We start from the raw sequence: 19,363 nt of genomic DNA, 5'->3' as shown, positions 1-19,363 counted from the left end.
GCCGACGTCATGCCCGCGCAGGCTCCGGCAGGGCGTTGGCACTCCCCCAGAGCGCGCCCTGGCCCGGGTTCCGTATCCCGGGCCGGAGTTGGCTCCCCCGCAGTCCTGTCGTGCGCGCGACGCCGGCCCGCCCGTCCACCCAACCCCGTCCCAGCAGCCGCGGCCGGTCCTGCCGTCTGTTTCCCGGCACCGGCGCCCCACGGGCCGTGGGCACGCGAGACGCAGGCTCTGGCCACGTGCCCCTCAACCGTTGCCGTCGGCGACCTTGACGCTCCCCGGGGGCCGGTGAACACTTCCGGTGTCAGTCGACATCGCCGTACATTCTCGGCGTATCCAGGCACTGCGCCGCGCGGGCCCGTCTGAGCCAAGGCCCATACCCCCACGGGCGATTCGGCTGCGACGGCACGCTCGTCGCGGACGCCGGGCGGGGCGCGGGACTCTCCCTGCCCTCGGCAGTTCGCCAAGGGAACCGCACCCTGCACGGAGGACCGGGGCCGATCGTCCCGGGCCAGGGCCTAGGAGCCGCCATGAGCAACGGAGACATATTCGTCGGCGAGATCATCGGTACAGCGATTCTGATTCTCTTCGGCGCCGGCGTCGTCGCCGCCGTCGTACTGAACTACTCCAAGGCGAAGGACGCCGGCTGGGTCGTCATCGCGTTCGGCTGGGGCTTCGGCGTGATGGCCGGGGCATACACCGCAGCGCCGCTGTCCGGTGGGCACCTCAATCCGGCGGTGACGATCGGGATCGCCATCGACACCGGGGACTGGGACAAGGTCCCGATCTACATCGCCGGGCAGATGGTCGGCGCCATCCTCGGAGCGGTTCTGTGCTGGCTGGTTTACTTCGCCCAGTTCCAGGCCAACGCCGAGGAGGAGATCGCGCAGCCCACGCTCGGGATCTTCTCCACCACGCCCGCGATCCGCAATCCCGTGGCGAACCTCATCACCGAGATCATCGCGACCATCGGTCTGGTACTGCCCATCCTGGCCTTCGGCCTGACCAAGGGGCTCGGCGAGTCCGGCACCGCGATCCTGATCGTCTCGTTCCTGGTGGTCGGCATCGGTCTGTCGCTCGGCGGTCCCACGGGGTACGCCATCAACCCGGCCCGTGACCTGGGCCCCCGCATCGCCCACGCCCTGCTGCCGATTCCCAACAAGGGCACCTCGGACTGGGGTTACGCGTGGATCCCGGTGGTGGGACCGCTGATCGGCGGGGCGCTGTCCGGGCTCATCTTCAACGCAGCCTTCTGATCCAACGCAGCCTTCTGAAGGAACCGACGAAGGGGACGTCATGACGGACAAGTTCGTCGCCGCCATCGACCAGGGCACTACTTCCAGCCGCTGCATCATCTTCAACCAGGACGGTGCGATCGTCGCCGTCGACCAGCGCGAGCACCGCCAGATCTTCCCCAAGCCCGGCTGGGTGGAGCACGACGCCACCGAGATCTGGTCCAAGGTGCAGGCGGTGGTCGCCGGAGCGATAGCCAAGGCCGGGCTGCGCGCCGACCAGCTCAGCGCGCTCGGCATCACCAACCAGCGGGAGACGACGGTCCTGTGGGACCGCGCCACGGGCAAGCCCGTGCACAACGCGATCGTGTGGCAGGACACGCGCACCGCGGCGCTCACCAACCAACTCGGCGGCTCGGACGGGCAGGACCGTTTCCGCGAACAGACCGGACTGCCGCTCGCCACCTACTTCTCCGGTCCCAAGGCGGCCTGGCTGCTCGACAACGTGCCGGGCCTACGCGCGCGTGCCGAGAACGGCGAGATCGCCTTCGGCACCATCGACTCCTGGCTGATCTGGAACCTCACCGGCGGCACGGACGGCGGACAGCACGTCACCGACGTGACCAACGCCGGGCGGACCATGCTGATGAACCTGGAGTCCCTCCAATGGGAGCCGTCCATCCTCTCCGCGATGAACGTGCCCGAGGCCGTCCTGCCCGAGATCAGGTCGTCCGCCGAGGTGTACGGCACGGCTGTCGGCCAACTCGCCGGCGTACCGGTCGCGTCCGCGCTGGGCGACCAGCAGGCGGCCGTGTTCGGGCAGGCCTGCTACGACGTGGGGACGGCGAAGAACACGTACGGCACGGGGAGCTTCCTGCTGCTCAACACGGGCAACCGGCCGGTGCCCTCGAAGAACGGGCTGCTCACGACCATGGGCTACAAGATCGGCAGTGAGGCGCCGGTCTACTGCCTGGAGGGGTCCATCGCCATCACGGGCGCCCTCGTCCAGTGGTTCCGCGACCAGCTCGGCATCATCCGTACCGCCGACGAGATCGAGACCTTGGCGGCAAGTGTCGACGACAATGGCGGCGCCTACATCGTGCCCGCCTTCTCCGGCCTGTTCGCGCCGTACTGGCGCTCCGACGCGCGCGGGGTCATCACGGGTCTGACGCGGTACGTCACCAAGGCGCACCTCGCCCGGGCCGTGCTCGAGGCGACGAGCTGGCAGACCCGCGAGGTCGTGGACGCCATGTACCAGGACTCCGGGGTGCACATCACCACCCTGAAGGTGGACGGTGGCATGACCAAGAACAACCTGCTCATGCAGCACCAGGCGGACGTGCTGGACGTCCCGGTGGTCCGGCCCAAGGTCTCCGAGACGACGTGCCTGGGCGCCGCCTACGCGGCCGGGCTCGCCACCGGCGTGTGGAACGACCTCGACGAGCTGAAGTCCCACTGGCAGAAGGACGTCGAGTGGACGCCCTCCATGGACGCGTCCGTCCGTGACCGCCAGTACCACAACTGGCGCAAGGCCGTGGAGAAGAGCTTCGGCTGGGAGGAGGACGGCCAGAACTAGGCACACGCGCGCGTGCGTGAGCCGTGGACCGCGGCCCGTACCCCTGTCGGCGGGGGTACGGGTCGTGCGCGTGGCTCAGGTGGTGACGGACTGGCGGCGCGCCGCATACGACATCGCGTGCTGGACGACGCCGACGAGGACCTCCTTGACCGACTCCCGGTCGCGGGCGTCGCACAGCACGAGCGGTACGTCCTCGGCGAGGTCGAGGGCCTGGCGGACGTCCTCCACCGGGTAACGGGCGGACCGCTCGAAGCAGTTGACGCCGACGACGAACGGTATGGAACGCCGCTCGAAGTAATCGACGGCGGCGAAGCAGTCCTCCAGGCGGCGGGTGTCGGCGAGCACGACGGCACCGAGCGCGCCTTCGGAGAGCTCGTCCCACATGAACCAGAACCGCTCCTGGCCCGGCGTGCCGAAGAGGTACAGCACCAGGTCCTCGCGGAGCGTGATGCGGCCGAAGTCCATGGCCACGGTGGTGGTGTGCTTGCCCTCCACGCCACTCGTGTCGTCGACCGGGCGGCCGGCCTCGGTCAGCAGTTCCTCGGTGCGCAGCGGCCTGATCTCGCTGACCGCGCCGACCAGGGTCGTCTTGCCCACGCCGAAGCCGCCGGCCACCAGGATCTTGAACGTGACGGGCTCGACCCGGGGCTTGCCGCGCTCAGAACGCCCGAAGATCATTGCTCTCTTCTCCTGCTGGATGGGGGTGGGACGACGGTGGGCCGTAGCCTCCACCGCCAGGGGTTTCGATGACGAGTACGTCGCCGGGGCCGACGTCGGCCGCGCCGCTTCCGCCGAGTTCGGTGACCGTGCCGTCCGCGCGCTCCACGCGGTTGGCGCCCAGCGCGCCGGGTTCGCCGCCCGCCATGCCGTACGGCGGGACCCGGCGGTGCTGGGACAGCGTGGAGACGGTCATGGCCTCGTGGAACCGGATGCGGCGTACGGCGCCGTCCCCGCCGGGCCACCGTCCGGCGCCGCCGCTGCCCCGCCGTAGGGCGAACTCGTCGAGCTGGACGGGCAGTCGCCACTCCAGGACCTCGGGGTCGGTGAGCCGCGAGTTGGTCATGTGGGTCTGGACGACGGGCGCCCCGGGAAAGCCGTCGCCCGCGCCGGAACCCGAGGCGACCGTCTCGTAGTACTGGTGGTGTGCGTTGCCGAAGGTGACGTTGTTCATGGTGCCGGAGCCCTCGGCCTGGACGCCCAGTGCCGCGTACAGGGCGCCGGTGATCGCCTGCGAGGTCTCCACGTTGCCCGCGACGACGGCGGCGGGCGGCTCGGGCGCGAGCATCGAGCCCGGCGGTACGACGATGTCGAGCGGGCGCAGGCAGCCGTCGTTGAGCGGGATGTCGTCGTCGACCAGGGTGCGGAAGACGTACAGGACAGCCGCGTTGACGACCGCGAAGGGAGCGTTGAAGTTGCTGGCCAGCTGGGGGGACGTACCGGTGAAGTCGACGGTGGCGGAACGGTTTTCGCGGTCCACGCGCACGTGTACCCGGATGACGGCGCCCGAGTCGGTTTCGTAGGCGTACTCGCCGTCGACGAGGGCGTCGATCACTCGGCGTACGGCTTCCTCGGCGTTGTCCTGGACGTGCCTCATGTACGCCTGGACGACGTCGAGGCCGAAGTTCTCGATCATGCGGCCGACTTCGTCGACGCCCTTGCGGTTGGCGGCGATCTGGGCGCGCAGGTCGGCGAGGTTGGTCTTCGGGTTGCGCGAGGGGTAGGGCGACTCGGTGAGCAGGCGGAGGGTCTCCTCCTCGCGGAAGCGGCCGTTCTCGGCGAGCAGCCAGTTGTCGAAGAGGATGCCTTCTTCCTCGATGGTGCGGCTGTTCGCGGGCATGGAGCCGGGGGCGATGCCGCCGATCTCTGCGTGGTGGCCGCGGGAGGCGACGTAGAAGAGGATCTCCGGGTCACTCTCCGTGTCCGTCGTGGTCTGGGTGTCGAACACCGGAGTGATCACGGTGACGTCGGGAAGGTGCGTTCCGCCGTGGTACGGGTCGTTGACCGCGTACGTGTCCCCCGGCCGCATTCCGGAGCCGCGCCGCGTGATGACCTCCTTGACGCTCGTGCCCATCGAGCCCAGGTGGACGGGGATGTGCGGGGCGTTGGCCACCAGGTTTCCGTCCGGGTCGAAGAGGGCGCAGGAGAAGTCCAGGCGTTCCTTGATGTTGACGGACTGGGCGGTGGACTCCAGGCGGGCGCCCATCTGTTCGGCGATGGACATGAAGAGGTTGTTGAAGACCTCGAGCAGAACCGGGTCGGCTTCTGTGCCGAGATCGGAACTCTGTGTAATCGCCGCGCGTTCCATGACCAGATGCCCGTCGTCGGTCGTCGCGGCCCGCCAGCCGCCGTCGACGACGGTCGTCGCACTGGCCTCGGTGATGACCGCGGGGCCGGTGACCGTGTCGCCGGGGGGCAGGTCCTCGCGGCGGTGGAGGGGTACGTCGCGCCAGGTGCCGCCCGTGTGGAGGCGGACGGTCTCGGGCGCGGCCGGGTGGCCCTGGTAGACGGCCAGGGCGGAGAGATCGGGGGGTTCGGTGATGCCGGTGGCTTCGACGGAGAGGGCTTCCACGACGATCGGGCGGTCGAGCGTGAAGGAGTACGTGGCGCGATGACGTTCCTCGAAGGCGTGCTTCATCGTGCCGGGCTCGGTGAGCTCGACGGTGAGGGTGGTGTCGGTGCCGTCGTAGCGGAGTTGGGCGCGTCGGGTGACCCGGATGCGGTCCTCGGGGACGTCCTCGGCGAGGAGTTCGGCGCGGGCGGCGCTCTCCAGGTCGTCGGCGGTCTTGTGGACGCCTGCCATGGCGGCGACCTCCAGGGGTGCCTCCACGGACTGTTCGCGCATGGCCGTGGTGTCGGCGAGGCCGATGCCGAGGGCGGAGAGGACCCCGGCCATGGGTGGCACGAGGACGGTTCGGATGCCGAGCGAGTCGGCGACCATGCACGCGTGCTGTCCACCCGCACCACCGAAGGTGGTGAGGGCGTAGCGGGTCACGTCGTGGCCCTTCTGGACGGAGATCCGCTTCACGGCGTTGGCGATGTTGGACACGGCGATCTGCAGGTAGCCCTCGGCGACCTGCTCGGGGGTGCGGTCGTCGCCGGTGCGGTCGCGGATCTCGCGTGCGAGGGCGGCGAAGCGCTTGTGGACGACAGTGACGTCGAGGGGCTGGTCGCCGTCCGGGCCGAACACCTTGGGGAAGTGGGCGGGTTGGATGCGGCCGAGCATGACGTTGGCGTCGGTGACGGCGAGCGGGCCGCCCCCGCGGTAGCAGGCGGGACCCGGGTCCGCGCCCGCGGAGTCCGGCCCTACGCGGTAGCGGGAGCCGTCGAAGTGCAGGACCGAGCCGCCGCCGGCCGCGACGGTGTGGATGTCCAGCATGGGGGCACGCAGTCGGACGCCGGCGATCTGCGTGGTGAAGACGCGTTCGTACTCGCCCGCGAAGTGCGAGACGTCGGTGGAGGTACCGCCCATGTCGAAGCCGATGACGCGATCGAAGCCGGCGAGTTGCGACATGCGGGCCATCCCGACGATGCCGCCTGCCGGGCCGGAGAGGATGGCGTCCTTGCCACGGAACTGGCCGGCTTCGGCGAGACCGCCGTTGGACTGCATGAACATCAGCCGTACGCCTTCGAGTTCGTCGGCGACGTGCTGGACGTAGCGGCGCAGCACGGGCGACAGGTAGGCGTCGACGACGGCGGTGTCCCCGCGCGGGACGAGTTTCATCAGCGGGCTGACCTCACTGGAGAGCGAGATCTGCGGGAAGCCGATGCGCGCGGCGAGCTGTCCGATCGCCTGCTCGTGGGCGGGGTGGAGATGACTGTGCATGCAGACCACGGCGACCGCGCGGACCCCGTCGGCGTACGCCTGCTGAAGAGGACCGGTGAGGGCGTCCAGGTCTGGGGCGCGCAGGACAGTGCCGTCGGCGGCGATGCGCTCGTCGGCCTCCACGACCCGTTCGTAGAGCAGCTCGGGGAGTTCGATGCGGCGGGCGAAGATGTGGGGGCGGTTCTGGTAGGCGATGCGCAGCGCGTCCCGGAAGCCGCGGGTGACGATCAGGAGGGTGCGCTCGCCCTTGCGTTCCAGGAGGGCGTTGGTGGCGACGGTGGTCCCCATGCGTACGGCGTCGACGGGGTCCTGGGAGCGGTCCAGGAGTTCCCGTACGCCCGCGACCGCCGCGTCGGCGTAGCGCGCCGGGTTGTCCGACAGCAGTTTGTGTGTGAGCAGGCGGCCGTCCGGGCGTCGCGCGACGATGTCGGTGAAGGTGCCGCCTCGGTCGACCCAGAACTGCCAGCCTGTCGTCACGTCCGTCTCCCCGATCGCACTGCTCGGAACCGTATCTGCAGGCTGGTGGCCGACCTTCTGCAGATGGTCGTCGACGATGGGTCAGATCATATCGGCAGGGCTGTTCCCGTGCCCGGTCAGCGCCACGGGGCGCTGCTCGGCGAAGGCGCGACCAGGAGGCGCGCCGGCTCCCCTAGGGGCGGACGTCGATCACAGCGCCCTGAGGCCGCTGATCACGTCCCGCAGAATGCTCTCGTCCGGCAGTTCGGCAGGGGGCACGGGCCGGTTCACATGGACGAACTCCGCGGCCACGAGGTCGCCTATGAGGACCCGCACCACCCCGATGGGCAGGTCGAGTTCGGAGGACAGCTCGGCGACCGACTGCGGGGCCTCGCGGCACAGGTCGACGATGTCCACGTGCTCCGGGGACAGCGAGTGGTCGCCTTCCGGGTCGTCCGCCTGGGGTTCCGTGACGACCACCGCGATGAGGTCGAGGCGGTGCTGGGCCGCACTGGTGGTGCGGCCGCGCGTCATGGCGTACGGACGGACGACCGGTCCGGCCTCGTCGTCGAACCAGTGGCTACTTCCCTGACCGTCTGTGCTCATGTCATCCCACTACCCGCCCTGAGGCAGATCGGTGCGCGGAGCGGCGGCCAGATGCACACCGACTCGCTTGACCAGGAGCGTCATCTCGTACGCGACCAGGCCGACGTCCGAGTCGGCGTCCGAGAGAACGGCCAGGCAGCTGCCGTCGCCGGCGGCCGTCACGAACAGGAAGGCGTCGTCGAGCTCGACGACCGTCTGCCGGACGTTGCCCGCCTCGAAATGCCGGCCCACGCCCTTGGCGAGGCTGTGAAACCCGGAGGCGACGGCGGCCAGGTGCTCGCTGTCCTCCCGGGTGAGGTCCTGGGACACTCCCGTCGGCAGGCCGTCGCCGGAGAGCACGAGGGCCTTGCGGATGCTCGCGACGCGGTCCACCAGGTCGTCGAGCAGCCAGTTGAGCTCGCCGTTGTTGTTACCCGCTGTGTGGCCGGTCGCCTTCGGTGCGGTCATCGACCGTCCCCCTTAGTCGTTCGATGTGGTGCTGCGCCGCCGGGCGCGTCGTCGCTCGCGGCGTTCTCCTCGCGGCCGCGCTGCCAGCCGCGCTGGAGCGAGGCCATACGGCTGCGTACCTCGTCGGCGTCCCGCTCGGCGGACTCCGCCGGGTCGGCGGTACGCGGCTCGGGGCTCTGCTTGAGTTGGGGGGCCAGGTTGGCCTGCCGTACCCGTCGGGGCAGCGGTGCGTTGCCGGAGCCGGTCTCCTGCGGGCCGAAACCGGCACTGCGGGCCGAGTCCCCGGAGGAACTCCGCGCCTCGTCGACCGAGCCGCTCGACGCGATCTCGGCCCGCCGGGTGCGCCTGGGGAGGGCGGGGGCCCCGGACGGCTCGCCGAGTTCGCGGCCCGGTGCCGCCGACGACGGGGTCGCCGGGGACTCGGTGAACTCGCCGAGCCGGTCGGCCACGTCGGTCCCGCGGCGCAGGGGCGCCGCACCACGGCGGCGATTCGGCAGCGGCGGCGGCGCCTGCGAGCGCGTCGCGCCCGGGCCCGCCGTCGGAACCTCGTCCGGCTCGTCCCGCCTCGGCCGCTCGTCGGTGACCGGGCGGCCGTGCGAGCTGACCAGCTTGGGGGTGTGGCGGCGGGCCAGCGGCACCGGGGCGTTCGGATGGTCGTCGCCGGTGGACTCGGCGTCCAGGCCGTCGCGCCGGCCCGACGTCCCCTCCTCCACCTGGGCGATGGAGCGGCGTGGGCGGAACAGTCCGCCACGTTCGCTGTCCTCGTCGTCCAGCGCGCCCGGGAAGTCCTCCAGGGCGTCCAGGTCGACGGGAGCCTCCAGTTCGACCGGACCGTCCAGCAGGGCCGCGGGCAGGCCCGGCAGCTGCGCCGGTATCTGGGAGAGCGCGGCGCGGCGGGCCTCCTCCAGCTCGGCCTCCTTCGAGGGCTGGGGCCGGTCGAGGCGGAAGCCGATGCCGTTGGTGTCGGGGATGTCGTCGGTCAGCAGCGAGTCGGGGATGAACACGACGGCCGTGGTGCCGCCGTACGGCGACGGCTGCAGCGAGACCCGGACGTTCTGCCGCTGAGCGAGCCGGCTGACCACGAACAGGCCCAGCCGGTCGGTGTCGGACAGCTCGAACTCCGGGGTCTCGGCGAGCCGGAGATTGGCGTCCAGGAGTGCGTCGGCGGCCATGCCGAGGCCACGGTCGTGGATCTCCAGGGTGAAGCCGTTGGCGACCCGCTCGCCCACGACCTGGACGGCGGTGTGCGGCGGCGAGAACACCGTGGCGTTCTCCAGGAGTTCGGCCACGAGATGGGTGAGGTCCGCGACGGCCGGACCGGTGACGGCGACCCTGGGCAGCCTGCGGACCTCGATGCGCTCGTAGTCCTCGACCTCGGCGACGGCGGCGCGTACGACGTCCATGAGCTGGACGGGCTTGCGCCACTGCCGGGAGGGGGCGGCCCCGGAGAGGATCACCAGGCCCTCGGCGTGTCGGCGCATGCGGGTGGTCAGGTGGTCGAGGCGGAACAGGTCGGCGAGTTCGTCGGTGTCCTCGGTCCGGCGCTCCATGGTGTCGAGCAGTGTGAGCTGCTTGTGCAGGAGGACCTGGCTGCGGCGGGCGAGGTTCACGAAGACCTCGGAGACACCGTCCCGGAGCTCGGCCTGTTTGACGGCGGCCTCGACGGCGGCGCGCTGCAGGGTGTTGAGTGCCTGGCCGACCTCGCCGATCTCGTTCCTGTCGAACTCCAGACGCGGGACCTCGGTCTCCACGTCGACCTGCTCGCCCACGGAGAGGCGGCGCATCACGCTGGGCAGTCGTACGCCGGAGGCCTCGTGGGCGTCCAGACGCAGTTGCCGCAGGTCGCGGATGAGGGCGCGGCCGACGCGTACGGACAGGAACAGCGAGAAGAGCAGGGCGGCGAGGCCGAGGACGCCGACGACCGCCGCCTTCACGATGACGTTCATCGCGTCCGGGCGGACACGGTCCTGATAGCGGTCGCCCGCCTGGTCGTCGAGCGTGGCGAGCTCGTCGAGCACGCTCCCGGCGGCGGCGTCCCAGCTCTTGGCGCTGACGGTGCCGCTCGTGCCGGGGTCGGTGTTGACGACGGCCTGCTCGGCCGAGCGCAGTGGAGCGGTGCCGGCGTTCTTCCAGAAGCTCTGGAAGCGTTCGCGCTCCGACGGCGGCAGCACCGGCAGGCTGATGTCGTACATCATGGTGCGCTGGGCTACGAGGTCGGAGACGTCACGGATCTCCTCGCGGGAGAGCTTCCCGACCACCAGGGCGGAGCCGAGCAGGGCGTCCTCGCGGGAGAGCAGCTCGCGGGCGCGGGTGAGGTTCACCAGAGCCCGGGCCTGCTTGTCCAACTGCACGCTGTCGACGCCGTCCAGGGTCGCCAGCAGGGCGTAGCAGGGGTCGACGAGACGGTTGTACAAGTTGAGGGCCGCAGCGCGGGAGACCGTGCCCTCCTCGACGGTGCGCCGCAGCGAGTCGATGCCGTCGAAGGCGTCCAGGACGGCGGTGAGGCGTTCGTCGTCGTCCGGGTCCAGTCCGTCACGGACATCGGGATTCTGCGCGTTCTTGCGGACCTTGACGATGGCTTCGTCGGTGGCGTCCCGCGTGCTGCGCAGTGCGGACAGCGCGTCCGACGCCCGTGGGTCGGCGAGGTAGACGAGGGTCTGGCGGCGTTCCTGCTGGAGGACACGGACGGTGTCCTCGGTGGGGTAACCGAGCTTCTCGACGACGGCAGACACCTGGAACAGCTGGGCGACTTCCCGGCCCGTGAGTGCCGTGGCGAAGCCCCAGACCGCGACCAGGGACACCAGCGGCACGAGAAGCAGCGCCACGATCTTCCGGCGGATCGACTTCCCGCGAAAGCGCATGGCCTCCCCCAGCTGGACCCCCGCCGGCCGGGGGTACACATGTACGTCAACAAACGTCGCGAGCCTACTACTGACGCACAGGTAACTCGAAGAGCCGTCCGGAGGCTGAACTTCCGCGCCGGCGGCGAGACATGGGGAGTTGTCCGGCCATTGCGGGAGATTGCCTCCTGCCGTGCGACGACGACCGTCGGACCGGATCCGATCGGACCGGTCGGCCAGTTGGCCGGAATTTTGCGCTTCTCCTGTGCCTTTCGGGAATCTTGAGGACGTCTCGTTCGTCCTTGTCTTCGGGAAATGGGGGCGGAATCGGCCACAGGAGCCGCATCCCGCAACCGGGCGGCGTAAAACAGCGCAAGCCGGGCAGCCAGTGGGAAGCCCGTTCTACGGGCACGAGGCGAGAGGTCTGCCGGCGGTGGGGAGTGACACGTTGATGGGCACGGCGGAGCGACAAGAGGCGCCGGGGAACGGCGTGGTGGCGAGCGTGGCGGCACCGCGGCTCCCCGAGGCGCGGAATCACGAGATTCCGGCGGACGGGGGCGAGGCGGGCGGGCGCGACGTTCCGTCGGCCGCGGCAGGCAACGGCGGCGTGCGGAAGGCCGGCGAGAGGGTTTCGCCACAGGAGCAGTCGTACAACCAGCCATTGTGGATCGAGGAGCCCGCACGGCGGCGACGGCTGCCGGATCCGGTGCGTGTCTCGGCGGTGCGGGCGGTGCTCATCATCGCCGTGACGCTGGTCCAGGCGATGGTGGCGTTCCTGTGCACCCTGGCCGGTTCCTGGCTGGCGTTCCCGATGGTGCTGAGCAGCGTGGCCAGCACCGTGGTGGCCACCTGGGGCGCCCTCGACGTCTGGGTGACACGCCAGGTGTGGAACCAGCGCCACGGCGTGGTGTCGACGCCGAGCAGCACCGCGCGTGCCCTGCGACGCGAGCGGCGCCGGGCACGACGACAGACACGCGCCACAGAGCGCGCCCAGGAGCGGATACGGCAACAGGGCGGCACGGGGCAGCTGTCGCACCTGTGAGCACTGAGCGCTCCGCGGAAGTCCGGTGCACCGGCTGCGGATGCGTCGTGGCCGGTCGCGCAGTTCCCCGCACCCCTTCAGGGCGCTGCCGTACCGCACACGACTTCGCCGAGGCTGCTTGGAAGCCGGTGCCGCGCCTGAAGTCCGGTCGACCGGGCCGAGCTCAGAGCGCGGCCGGCACCACCCGGCTCTCCTCGCGGGCGAGTTCACGGCGTACGCGCATGAACGGGCGGGGACGGTTCACGGAGAGCACCGCGGTCGTACGGCCGTCCCGCTCGTACAGGGCGAGGAAGCCGCCCTCGGCCGGTGCGCCGTCGGCGAGTTCGCCCTCGGCGATGCGGACGTTGTCCCCGTCCCGGCGCCGGCCTGCGAACTGGATGCGTGCGCCGTACTGGTCCGACCAGAAGTAGGGCAGCGGCCGCGCGGTCTGCGTGGTGCGTCCGGCGAGCAGGTTGGCCACGGCGACGCGCGGCTGTTCCGTGGCAGAGGTCCAGTGTTCGGCGCGGGATCCGCCGACACGGGCGACGTCGCCGACGGCGACCACCTGCGGCAGCGCGGTCACACAGCCGTCGTCGCACAGGACGCCGTCGTGCAGGGTGAGCGCCGAGCCCGCCAGCCAGGCGGTGTTGGGGAGGGCGCCGATACCGACGATCACGATGTCGGCGGGCAGGACACGGCCGTCGGCGAGCTCGACGCCGGTGACGGTGACCGTGCCGCGCAGCCCGGCGACTCCGATGCCGGTGACCAGGTCGACCCCGCCACGGCGGTGCAGTGCCGCACACACGGCGGCCATCTCGGCGCCCAGTTGGGGCACTAGCGGGAGCGGGGCGGCCTCGACGACGGTGACGGTGTGGCCGAGGCCGGCGCACGAGGACGCGGTCTCGGCGCCGATGAAGCCGCCGCCGATGACGACGATCCGCTGGGGGCCGCGGCCGAGTTCCTCACGCAGGGCGCGCGCGTCGTCGAGGGTGCGCAGGGTGTGGACCCCGGCGAGGCCGTCGCCCGGCAGGCGGCGGGCCGAGGCGCCGGTGGCGATGACGACTCCGTCGGTGGACACGGTCCGGCCGCCGTCGAGCAGCACGGTCCGGCCGCGGGCGTCGAGGCCCCGGGCGCGGGTGCCGAGCAGCCACTCGGCGTCGAGCTCGGCGGTCTCCTCGGCGTCGGTCAGGGCGAGCTGTTCCTCGTCGGCGCGGCCGGTGAGGAAGTCCTTCGAGAGGGGAGGCCGGTCATAGGGGCGATGGCGTTCGTCGCCGACGATCACCAGTCGCCCGTCGAAGCCCTGGGCGCGCAGTTCCCGGGCGGCGTACAGCCCGGAGAGCGAGGCGCCGACGACGGTCACGGTCCTCATGCGGCGGTCCCCTCCTCCGCGGCGAGATGGACGTGGACAGTGCCGTCGTCGACGGTCACGCGGTGGGTGCGGACGGCCCGACGCGCCGGGAGGCAGGTCGGAAGGCCCGTACGGAGATCGAATGAAGCGGCGTGCAGCGGGCATTCGACCAGACAGCCCTCCAGCCAGCCCTCCGAGAGGGAGGCGTCCTGGTGGGTGCAGGTGTCGTCGATGGCGTACAGCTCGCCGTCTTCGGTACGGAACACGGCGATCGGCGGTGTCGTCTCGATGCGGACGGACTCGCCCTCGGGGAGGTCTTCGAGGCGGCAGACGGGAATCACGGGCCCCCCTCACGGTCCGGGACACTCGTACCGGACCTGTGTGGTCCAGGAGATCAGGGAGTTCGGACCTTCGTCGGTCCGGAGGCAGTGCAGTCAACACGGGCAACACGGTCAGCGAGCGCCGGAACCTCATCGGTCCGGACGGTTCGGACCCCTACCGGGGACCGGACGCTTCGGTAACATGATGTTTCGTATGGCGCACGAGCAAGCGCTATGCGCAACAGAATCCGGGCGGGGCGACCGTCGCGTCAAGGGTTTCCCGAAGATGCGGTCCAAACAGGGCCCTCAGGTGGTGAGAGTTGAGCCATGACCCGCACGCAGAAGCAGTCCGAGCGCAGTGAGGAGAAGGCCGCGATTCCGGAGAAGAACGGCAGAGGCGCGGGCAGCGCCGTCCAGTCGGTGGATCGCGCCGTGAGCGTCCTGGAGATCCTCGCCCGGCACGGCGAGGCGGGCGTCACGGAGATCGCCGAAGAGCTGGACGTGCACAAGTCCACGGCGTTCCGGCTGCTCGGCGTCCTGGAGAACCGCGGCCTGGTGGCCCAGGCCAAGGACCGCGGCAAGTACTACCTGGGCGCCGGCGTACTGCGCCTGGCGGGGGCAGCGGCAGTGCGGCTGGACATCTCGCAGGAGGGTGTCCCGGTCTGCCGGGAGCTCGCCGACGAGCTGGGCGAGACGGCCAACATCGCGGTCCTGGACGACGACGCGGCGGTCAACATCATGCAGGCCCGCGGCACCGCGTCCGTGACGGCCCAGAACTGGCTGGGCCGGCGCACCCCTCTGCACGCCACCTCCAGCGGAAAAATCCTGCTCGCGCACATGCCGCCGACCCTTCGTGAGGGCCTGCTCGCGCGCTCCCTGCCTCGTTTCACCGAGCGCACCATCACCGGCTCGTCCGCCCTGCGCGGCGAGTTGGAGGCCGTGGTCGAGCAGGGCTACGGCATCACCATCGAGGAACTGGAGCTGGGCATGGCCGCCGTGGCCGCCCCGGTCCGCGCACACGACGGCAAGGTCATCGCCGCGATCAGCGTGTCGGGGCCGGTGTACCGCCTGAACAGCGACCGGGTGCCGGAGGTGGCCAAGCGCACGGTGGCGGCCGGGGCGGAGCTGTCGCGCCGCATGGGATACGGCTTCTAGACGCGCGATCTACGCCTGACGACCGACCTCCGAACAGACACACAGATCCACGAACCGCGGCGCGGGACCGGGAATCTCCTGGTCCCGCGCCGTCGTGTGTCCGGCAGGTTTCGTCCCACAGATTCCTTTTGCCAAGGGTTAACTCGCACCTCTTGACGGCCGCTCGATGCCTTCTCAATATGTTCCTCAACGCGCAACCCATCGCGCATTGCGCAACAGCAGAGGAGCCTGGTCGTGCCACACGAGGTCCGTGCCGTAGTCGCTGTGAAGAAGGGCGCACCCGTCGAGGTGCAGACGATCGTCGTCCCCGACCCGGGTCCCGGCGAGGTCCTCGTCGCCGTGCAGGCCTGCGGGGTGTGCCACACGGACCTGCACTACCGCGAGGGCGCGATCAACGACGACTTCCCGTTCCTGCTGGGCCATGAGGCGGCCGGCACGATCGAGGCGGTGGGCGAGGGGGTCACCGACCTCAAACCCGGCGACTATGTGGTGCTCGCCTGGCGCGCCCCCTGTGGCACCTGTCGTTCCTGTCGCCGCGGCCGCCCCTGGTACTGCTTCGACTCCCGCAACGCCACCCAGCCGATGACCCTGCTGGACGGCACCCCGCTCTCCAACGCCCTCGGGATCGGTGCCTTCGCCGAGAAGACCCTGGTGGCGGCGGGTCAGGCGGTGAAGATCGACCCGGCAGCCCGCCCCGAGGCCGCGGGTCTGATCGGCTGCGGCGTGATGGCGGGTTACGGCGCCGCGGTCAACACCGGCAACGTGGGCCGGGGCGACTCGGTCGCGGTCATCGGCTGTGGCGGCGTCGGCAACGCGGCCATCGCGGGCGCCTGCCTCAACGGCGCCATGAAGGTCATCGCCGTCGACATCGACGACAAGAAACTCGACCAGGCGGAGAAGTTCGGCGCCACGCACACGGTCAACTCCCGTGGCACGGACCCGATCGAGGCGGTCCGCGCGCTCACCGACGGCCACGGCGTGGACATCGCGATCGACGCGGTGGGCCGCCCGGAGACCTTCAAACAGGCCTTCTACATGCGCGACCACGCGGGCCTGCTGGTCCAGGTCGGCGTCCCCTCCCCCGAGATGAAGGTCGAACTCCCCCTCATCGACGTCTTCTCGCGCGGCGGCGCCATCAAGTCGTCCTGGTACGGCGACTGTCTGCCGAGCCGTGACTTCCCGTTCCTCATCGACCAGTACCTGTACGGGCTGCTGGACCTGAACGCCTTCGTCACGGAGACCATCGCGCTCGACCAGGTCGAGGAGGCCTTCGCCAAGATGCACCACGGCGAGGTGCTGCGCTCGGTGGTGGTGTTGTGAGCACCAGAGGAACCGTACGCATCGACCGGGTCGTCACCAAGGGCACCTTCAGCCTCGACGGCGAGACCTTCGAGGTCGACAACAACGTCTGGCTCGTCGGCGACGACGAGGAGGTGCTGGTCGTGGACGCCGCGCACGACGCCCGGGCGATCCACGAGGCGGTCGCGGGCCGCCATGTCACCGCCATCGTCTGCACCCACGCCCACGACGACCACGTCGACGCGGCGCCCGAGCTCTCCGTCCTCACGGGCGCGCCCGTCCTCCTGCACCCCGACGACTTCGAGCTGTGGTCCCACACCCACCCGGGCCGCAAGCCGGACGGCGACCTGACCGACGGCCGCGTCCTGACCGTCGCCGGCGTCGAACTCCAGGTGATCCACAACCCCGGCCACACCTGGGGCAGTTGCTCGCTGTACGCCCCCTTCCTGAACGCCGTCTTCACCGGCGACACGCTCTTCCACGGCGGCCCCGGCGCCACCGGCCGCTCCTACTCGGACCGCCCCACCATCGAGGCGTCCCTCCGCAACCGGCTGCTCACCCTGCCCGGCGACACCGTCGTCCACACCGGGCACGGCCAGGACACCACGATCGCCGCCGAGCGCTCGAACGTCCCCGCCGCCTGACCACTCCCCCTGCGCGTTCACCGCCGTCCCCGGCAAGGAGGGGCATGTCCAGCACGCCCGAAAACGGCCGCACGCCCGAAAACCGTCCCCACGGCGCCTCCGAGACCCACCCACAGGTCCCCCGAGTCGTCATCATCGGCGCCGGCATAGTCGGCTGCTCGCTCGCCGACGAACTGACCGCCCGCGGCTGGACCGACGTCACCGTCCTCGAGCAGGGCCCGCTGCCCGCTCCCGGCGGCTCCACCTCGCACGCGCCCGGTCTCGTGTTCCAGACCAGCCCGTCGAAGACGCTCGCCGAGTTCGCCAAGTACACGGTCGAGAAGTTCGTCTCCCTCGAGGTGGACGGCGTCTCCTGCTTCAACCAGGTCGGCGGCCTGGAGCTGGCGACCACCCCGGAGCGCCTCGCGGAACTGCACCGCAGGGCCGGTTACGCCGCCGCCTGGGGCATCCGCGGGGAGGTCGTGAGCGCCGCCCGCTGCAAGGAACTCTGGCCGCTGGTCGACGAGTCGGTGGTCCTCGGCGGTCTCCACACCCCGGACGACGGCCTCGCCCGCGCCCTGCTCGCGTCCCGCGCCCAGCTGGAACGGGCCACCGAGAGGGGCGCCCGGTTCCTGGAGCGCCACACCGTCACCGGCATTGAGAAGGAAGACGGCCGTATCAAAGCAGTCGTCACCGACCAGGGCACCTTCCCCGCCGACCACGTCGTCTCGGCGGCCGGCTTCTGGGGCCCGGTGATCGGCCGCATGGCGGGCATCGACGTACCGCTGCAGCCGCTCGCCCACCAGTACGCGAGGACGAAGCCGCTGCCCGAGCTCGGCGAGGCGACCGAGGAAGCCTCGAAGCCCATCCTCCGCTTCCAGGACCGCGACCTCTACTTCCGCGAGCACACCGACCGCATCGGCATCGGCTCCTACGCCCACCAGCCCCTGCCCGTCGACCCGTTCGCGATCCTGCCGTACGACGAGGCCCGCGCGCAGGACATGGAGATGCCCTCCTCCTATCCCTTCACCGAGGAGGACTGGGCACCGAGCTGGGAGGACTGCCGTTGGCTGATCCCGGCCCTGCGCGAGGCGGAGATCGAGACCGGCTTCAACGGCGTCTTCTCCTTCACCCCCGACGGCATGCCGGTGCTCGGCGAGTCGCGGGAGCTGCGCGGCTTCTGGCTGGCCGAGGCGGTCTGGGTCACGCACTCCGCCGGTGTGGCCAGGGCCGTCGCCGAGTGGATGGTCGACGGGCGGCCCTCCCTCGACCTGCACGAGTGCGACCTCACGCGATTCGAGGAAGCGCAGCGTTCACCGTCGTACATCCGTGAACGCGGTTCACAGCAGTTCGTCGAGGTGTACGACGTCCTCCACCCGCTCCAGCCGATGGAACAGCCGCGTCCGCTCCGCGTCAGCCCCTTCTACGCCCGCCAGCAGCAACTCGGCGCGCACTTCCTGGAGGGCGGCGGCTGGGAGCGCCCGCACTGGTACGAGGCGAACGCGCCCCTCACGGAGGGACTGGACATCCCCGAGCGCGACCCCTGGTCGGCCCGCTTCTGGTCCCCCATAGCGGCCGCCGAAGCCAAGGCCACCCGCGAGAAGGTCGCCCTCTACGACATGACCCCCCTGCGGCGCCTCGAAGTCACCGGCCCCGGAGCCCTCGACTTCCTGAACCGCATGACCAGCAACAACCTGCGCAAGAAGCCCGGCGCGGTCACCTACACCCTCCTCCTCGACGAGCGGGGCGGCATCCGCTCCGACCTCACCGTCGCCCGTCTCGCCCCCGACCGTTTCCAGATCGGCGCGAACTCCCCGGCGGACCTCGACTGGCTCACCCGGCACGCCCCGGCCGACGTCCAGATCAGGGACATCACCTCCGGCACCTGCTGCATCGGCGTCTGGGGCCCCCTCGCCCGCGACCTCGTCCAGCCGCTGACCCGCGACGACTTCTCGCACGAGGCCTTCGGCTACTTCCGCGCGAAGGAGACGTACCTCGGGCACGTCCCGGTCACGGCGATGCGCCTGTCGTACGTCGGCGAGCTCGGCTGGGAGCTGTACACCAGCGCCGACCTGGGCCTCAGGCTCTGGGACACGCTGTGGGAGGCCGGCCAGGACCTCGGTGTGATCGCCGCCGGCCGCTCCGCCTTCAACTCCCTGCGCCTGGAGAAGGGTTACCGCGCCTGGGGCACCGACATGACCGACGAGCACAACCCGTACGAGGCGGGCGTCGGCTTCGCGGTGCGCACGGACAAGGAGTTCGTCGGCCGCGAGGCACTCGACAACGCGCCCGTCGCCCGCAAGCTCACGCCTCTCCTCCTCGACGACCCCGCCGCCGTGGTCCTCGGCAAGGAGCCCGTGTTCGCCCCCACTCTCGGCTCCGCTCGAGCGGGAGGTGCCCCCATCGGCACCCCCGCCGGCTACGTGACCAGCGCGTCGTACGGCTACACGCTCGGCCGCTGCATCGCCTACGCCTGGCTGCCGGCCGAACTCACCACGGGCGCCGGCGTCCACATCGAGTACTTCGGCGAGAAGATCCCGGCGACCGTGGCCGAAGAGCCCCTCTTCGACCCGAAGATGACCCGCATCCGTCGCTGACCAGCGCTGACGCACCCTCAGGA

General features: G+C 70.7%; 14 protein-coding genes. 7 read left to right on the top strand and 7 right to left on the bottom strand.

The window, feature by feature from the left end; all coding sequences use genetic code 11:
- The first annotated feature begins 527 nt into the window (after positions 1 to 527).
- Positions 528 to 1,253 (top strand): MIP/aquaporin family protein, encoded by a 726-nt coding sequence (locus tag IG08_RS0137290; protein ID WP_030613435.1) that lies wholly within the window; start codon positions 528 to 530, stop codon positions 1,251 to 1,253.
- Between the two features lie 40 nt (positions 1,254 to 1,293).
- On the top strand, positions 1,294 to 2,805 hold the full coding sequence (glpK, locus tag IG08_RS0137285; protein ID WP_030613432.1) for a glycerol kinase GlpK: 1,512 nt from the start codon (positions 1,294 to 1,296) through the stop codon (positions 2,803 to 2,805).
- Between the two features lie 75 nt (positions 2,806 to 2,880).
- Here the strand turns inward: glpK and IG08_RS0137280 are convergent, their stop codons facing one another.
- The 5 genes from IG08_RS0137280 to IG08_RS0137260 all read right to left on the bottom strand — a co-directional run bounded on the left by IG08_RS0137280 (position 2,881) and on the right by IG08_RS0137260 (position 10,998).
- Positions 2,881 to 3,483 (bottom strand): GTP-binding protein, encoded by a 603-nt coding sequence (locus IG08_RS0137280; protein ID WP_030613430.1) that lies wholly within the window; start codon positions 3,481 to 3,483, stop codon positions 2,881 to 2,883.
- Positions 3,464 to 7,105 carry a hydantoinase B/oxoprolinase family protein gene (locus IG08_RS0137275; protein ID WP_030613426.1) on the bottom strand — a complete coding sequence of 1,214 codons (3,642 nt, stop codon included), beginning with the start codon at positions 7,103 to 7,105 and terminating at the stop codon, positions 3,464 to 3,466. Before IG08_RS0137275 ends, IG08_RS0137280 begins: the two co-directional genes overlap by 20 nt.
- 189 nt (positions 7,106 to 7,294) lie before the next feature.
- On the bottom strand, positions 7,295 to 7,690 hold the full coding sequence (locus tag IG08_RS0137270; RefSeq protein ID WP_030613423.1) for a DUF742 domain-containing protein: 396 nt from the start codon (positions 7,688 to 7,690) through the stop codon (positions 7,295 to 7,297).
- Positions 7,691 to 7,699: 9 nt separating this feature from the next.
- The gene (locus IG08_RS0137265; protein WP_030613420.1) at positions 7,700 to 8,137 is read right to left on the bottom strand and encodes a roadblock/LC7 domain-containing protein; all 438 of its coding nucleotides are present in this window, start codon (positions 8,135 to 8,137) and stop codon (positions 7,700 to 7,702) included.
- Complete coding sequence (locus IG08_RS0137260) at positions 8,134 to 10,998, bottom strand: nitrate- and nitrite sensing domain-containing protein (RefSeq protein WP_030613418.1); 2,865 nt, start codon at positions 10,996 to 10,998, stop codon at positions 8,134 to 8,136. The genes IG08_RS0137265 and IG08_RS0137260 overlap by 4 nt, the downstream gene beginning before the upstream one ends.
- Positions 10,999 to 11,428: 430 nt before the next feature.
- Here IG08_RS0137260 and IG08_RS0137255 point away from each other — a divergent pair, with 430 nt between their 5' ends.
- Positions 11,429 to 12,019: a hypothetical protein gene (locus IG08_RS0137255; protein WP_030613416.1), complete on the top strand. Its 591-nt coding sequence runs from the start codon at positions 11,429 to 11,431 to the stop codon at positions 12,017 to 12,019.
- A gap of 163 nt (positions 12,020 to 12,182) precedes the next feature.
- Here the strand turns inward: IG08_RS0137255 and IG08_RS0137250 are convergent, their stop codons facing one another.
- Positions 12,183 to 13,367: an NAD(P)/FAD-dependent oxidoreductase gene (locus tag IG08_RS0137250; RefSeq protein WP_030613414.1), complete on the bottom strand. Its 1,185-nt coding sequence runs from the start codon at positions 13,365 to 13,367 to the stop codon at positions 12,183 to 12,185.
- Positions 13,364 to 13,687 (bottom strand): bifunctional 3-phenylpropionate/cinnamic acid dioxygenase ferredoxin subunit, encoded by a 324-nt coding sequence (locus IG08_RS0137245; RefSeq protein ID WP_030613412.1) that lies wholly within the window; start codon positions 13,685 to 13,687, stop codon positions 13,364 to 13,366. The genes IG08_RS0137250 and IG08_RS0137245 overlap by 4 nt, the downstream gene beginning before the upstream one ends.
- 306 nt (positions 13,688 to 13,993) lie before the next feature.
- Here IG08_RS0137245 and IG08_RS0137240 point away from each other — a divergent pair, with 306 nt between their 5' ends.
- The 4 genes from IG08_RS0137240 (at position 13,994) to IG08_RS0137225 (ending at position 19,340) form a co-directional block, all read left to right on the top strand.
- Positions 13,994 to 14,821: an IclR family transcriptional regulator gene (locus IG08_RS0137240; protein WP_030613410.1), complete on the top strand. Its 828-nt coding sequence runs from the start codon at positions 13,994 to 13,996 to the stop codon at positions 14,819 to 14,821.
- A 234-nt stretch (positions 14,822 to 15,055) separates the two neighbouring features.
- Complete coding sequence (locus IG08_RS0137235; RefSeq protein WP_030613408.1) at positions 15,056 to 16,141, top strand: S-(hydroxymethyl)mycothiol dehydrogenase; 1,086 nt, start codon at positions 15,056 to 15,058, stop codon at positions 16,139 to 16,141.
- Positions 16,138 to 16,764, top strand: a complete 627-nt coding sequence (locus IG08_RS0137230) for an MBL fold metallo-hydrolase (protein WP_030613406.1) — start codon at positions 16,138 to 16,140, stop codon at positions 16,762 to 16,764. Before IG08_RS0137235 ends, IG08_RS0137230 begins: the two co-directional genes overlap by 4 nt.
- 44 nt (positions 16,765 to 16,808) lie before the next feature.
- The gene (locus IG08_RS0137225) at positions 16,809 to 19,340 is read left to right on the top strand and encodes a GcvT family protein (RefSeq protein WP_078655884.1); all 2,532 of its coding nucleotides are present in this window, start codon (positions 16,809 to 16,811) and stop codon (positions 19,338 to 19,340) included.
- Positions 19,341 to 19,363: the final 23 nt, after the last annotated feature.

The sequence above is a fragment of the Streptomyces fulvoviolaceus genome (assembly GCF_000718165.1).
Lineage (GTDB): Bacteria > Actinomycetota > Actinomycetes > Streptomycetales > Streptomycetaceae > Streptomyces > Streptomyces fulvoviolaceus.
Note: the sequence above shows the minus strand (reverse complement) of the source record. Positions and strands in the feature narration are given on the sequence as shown.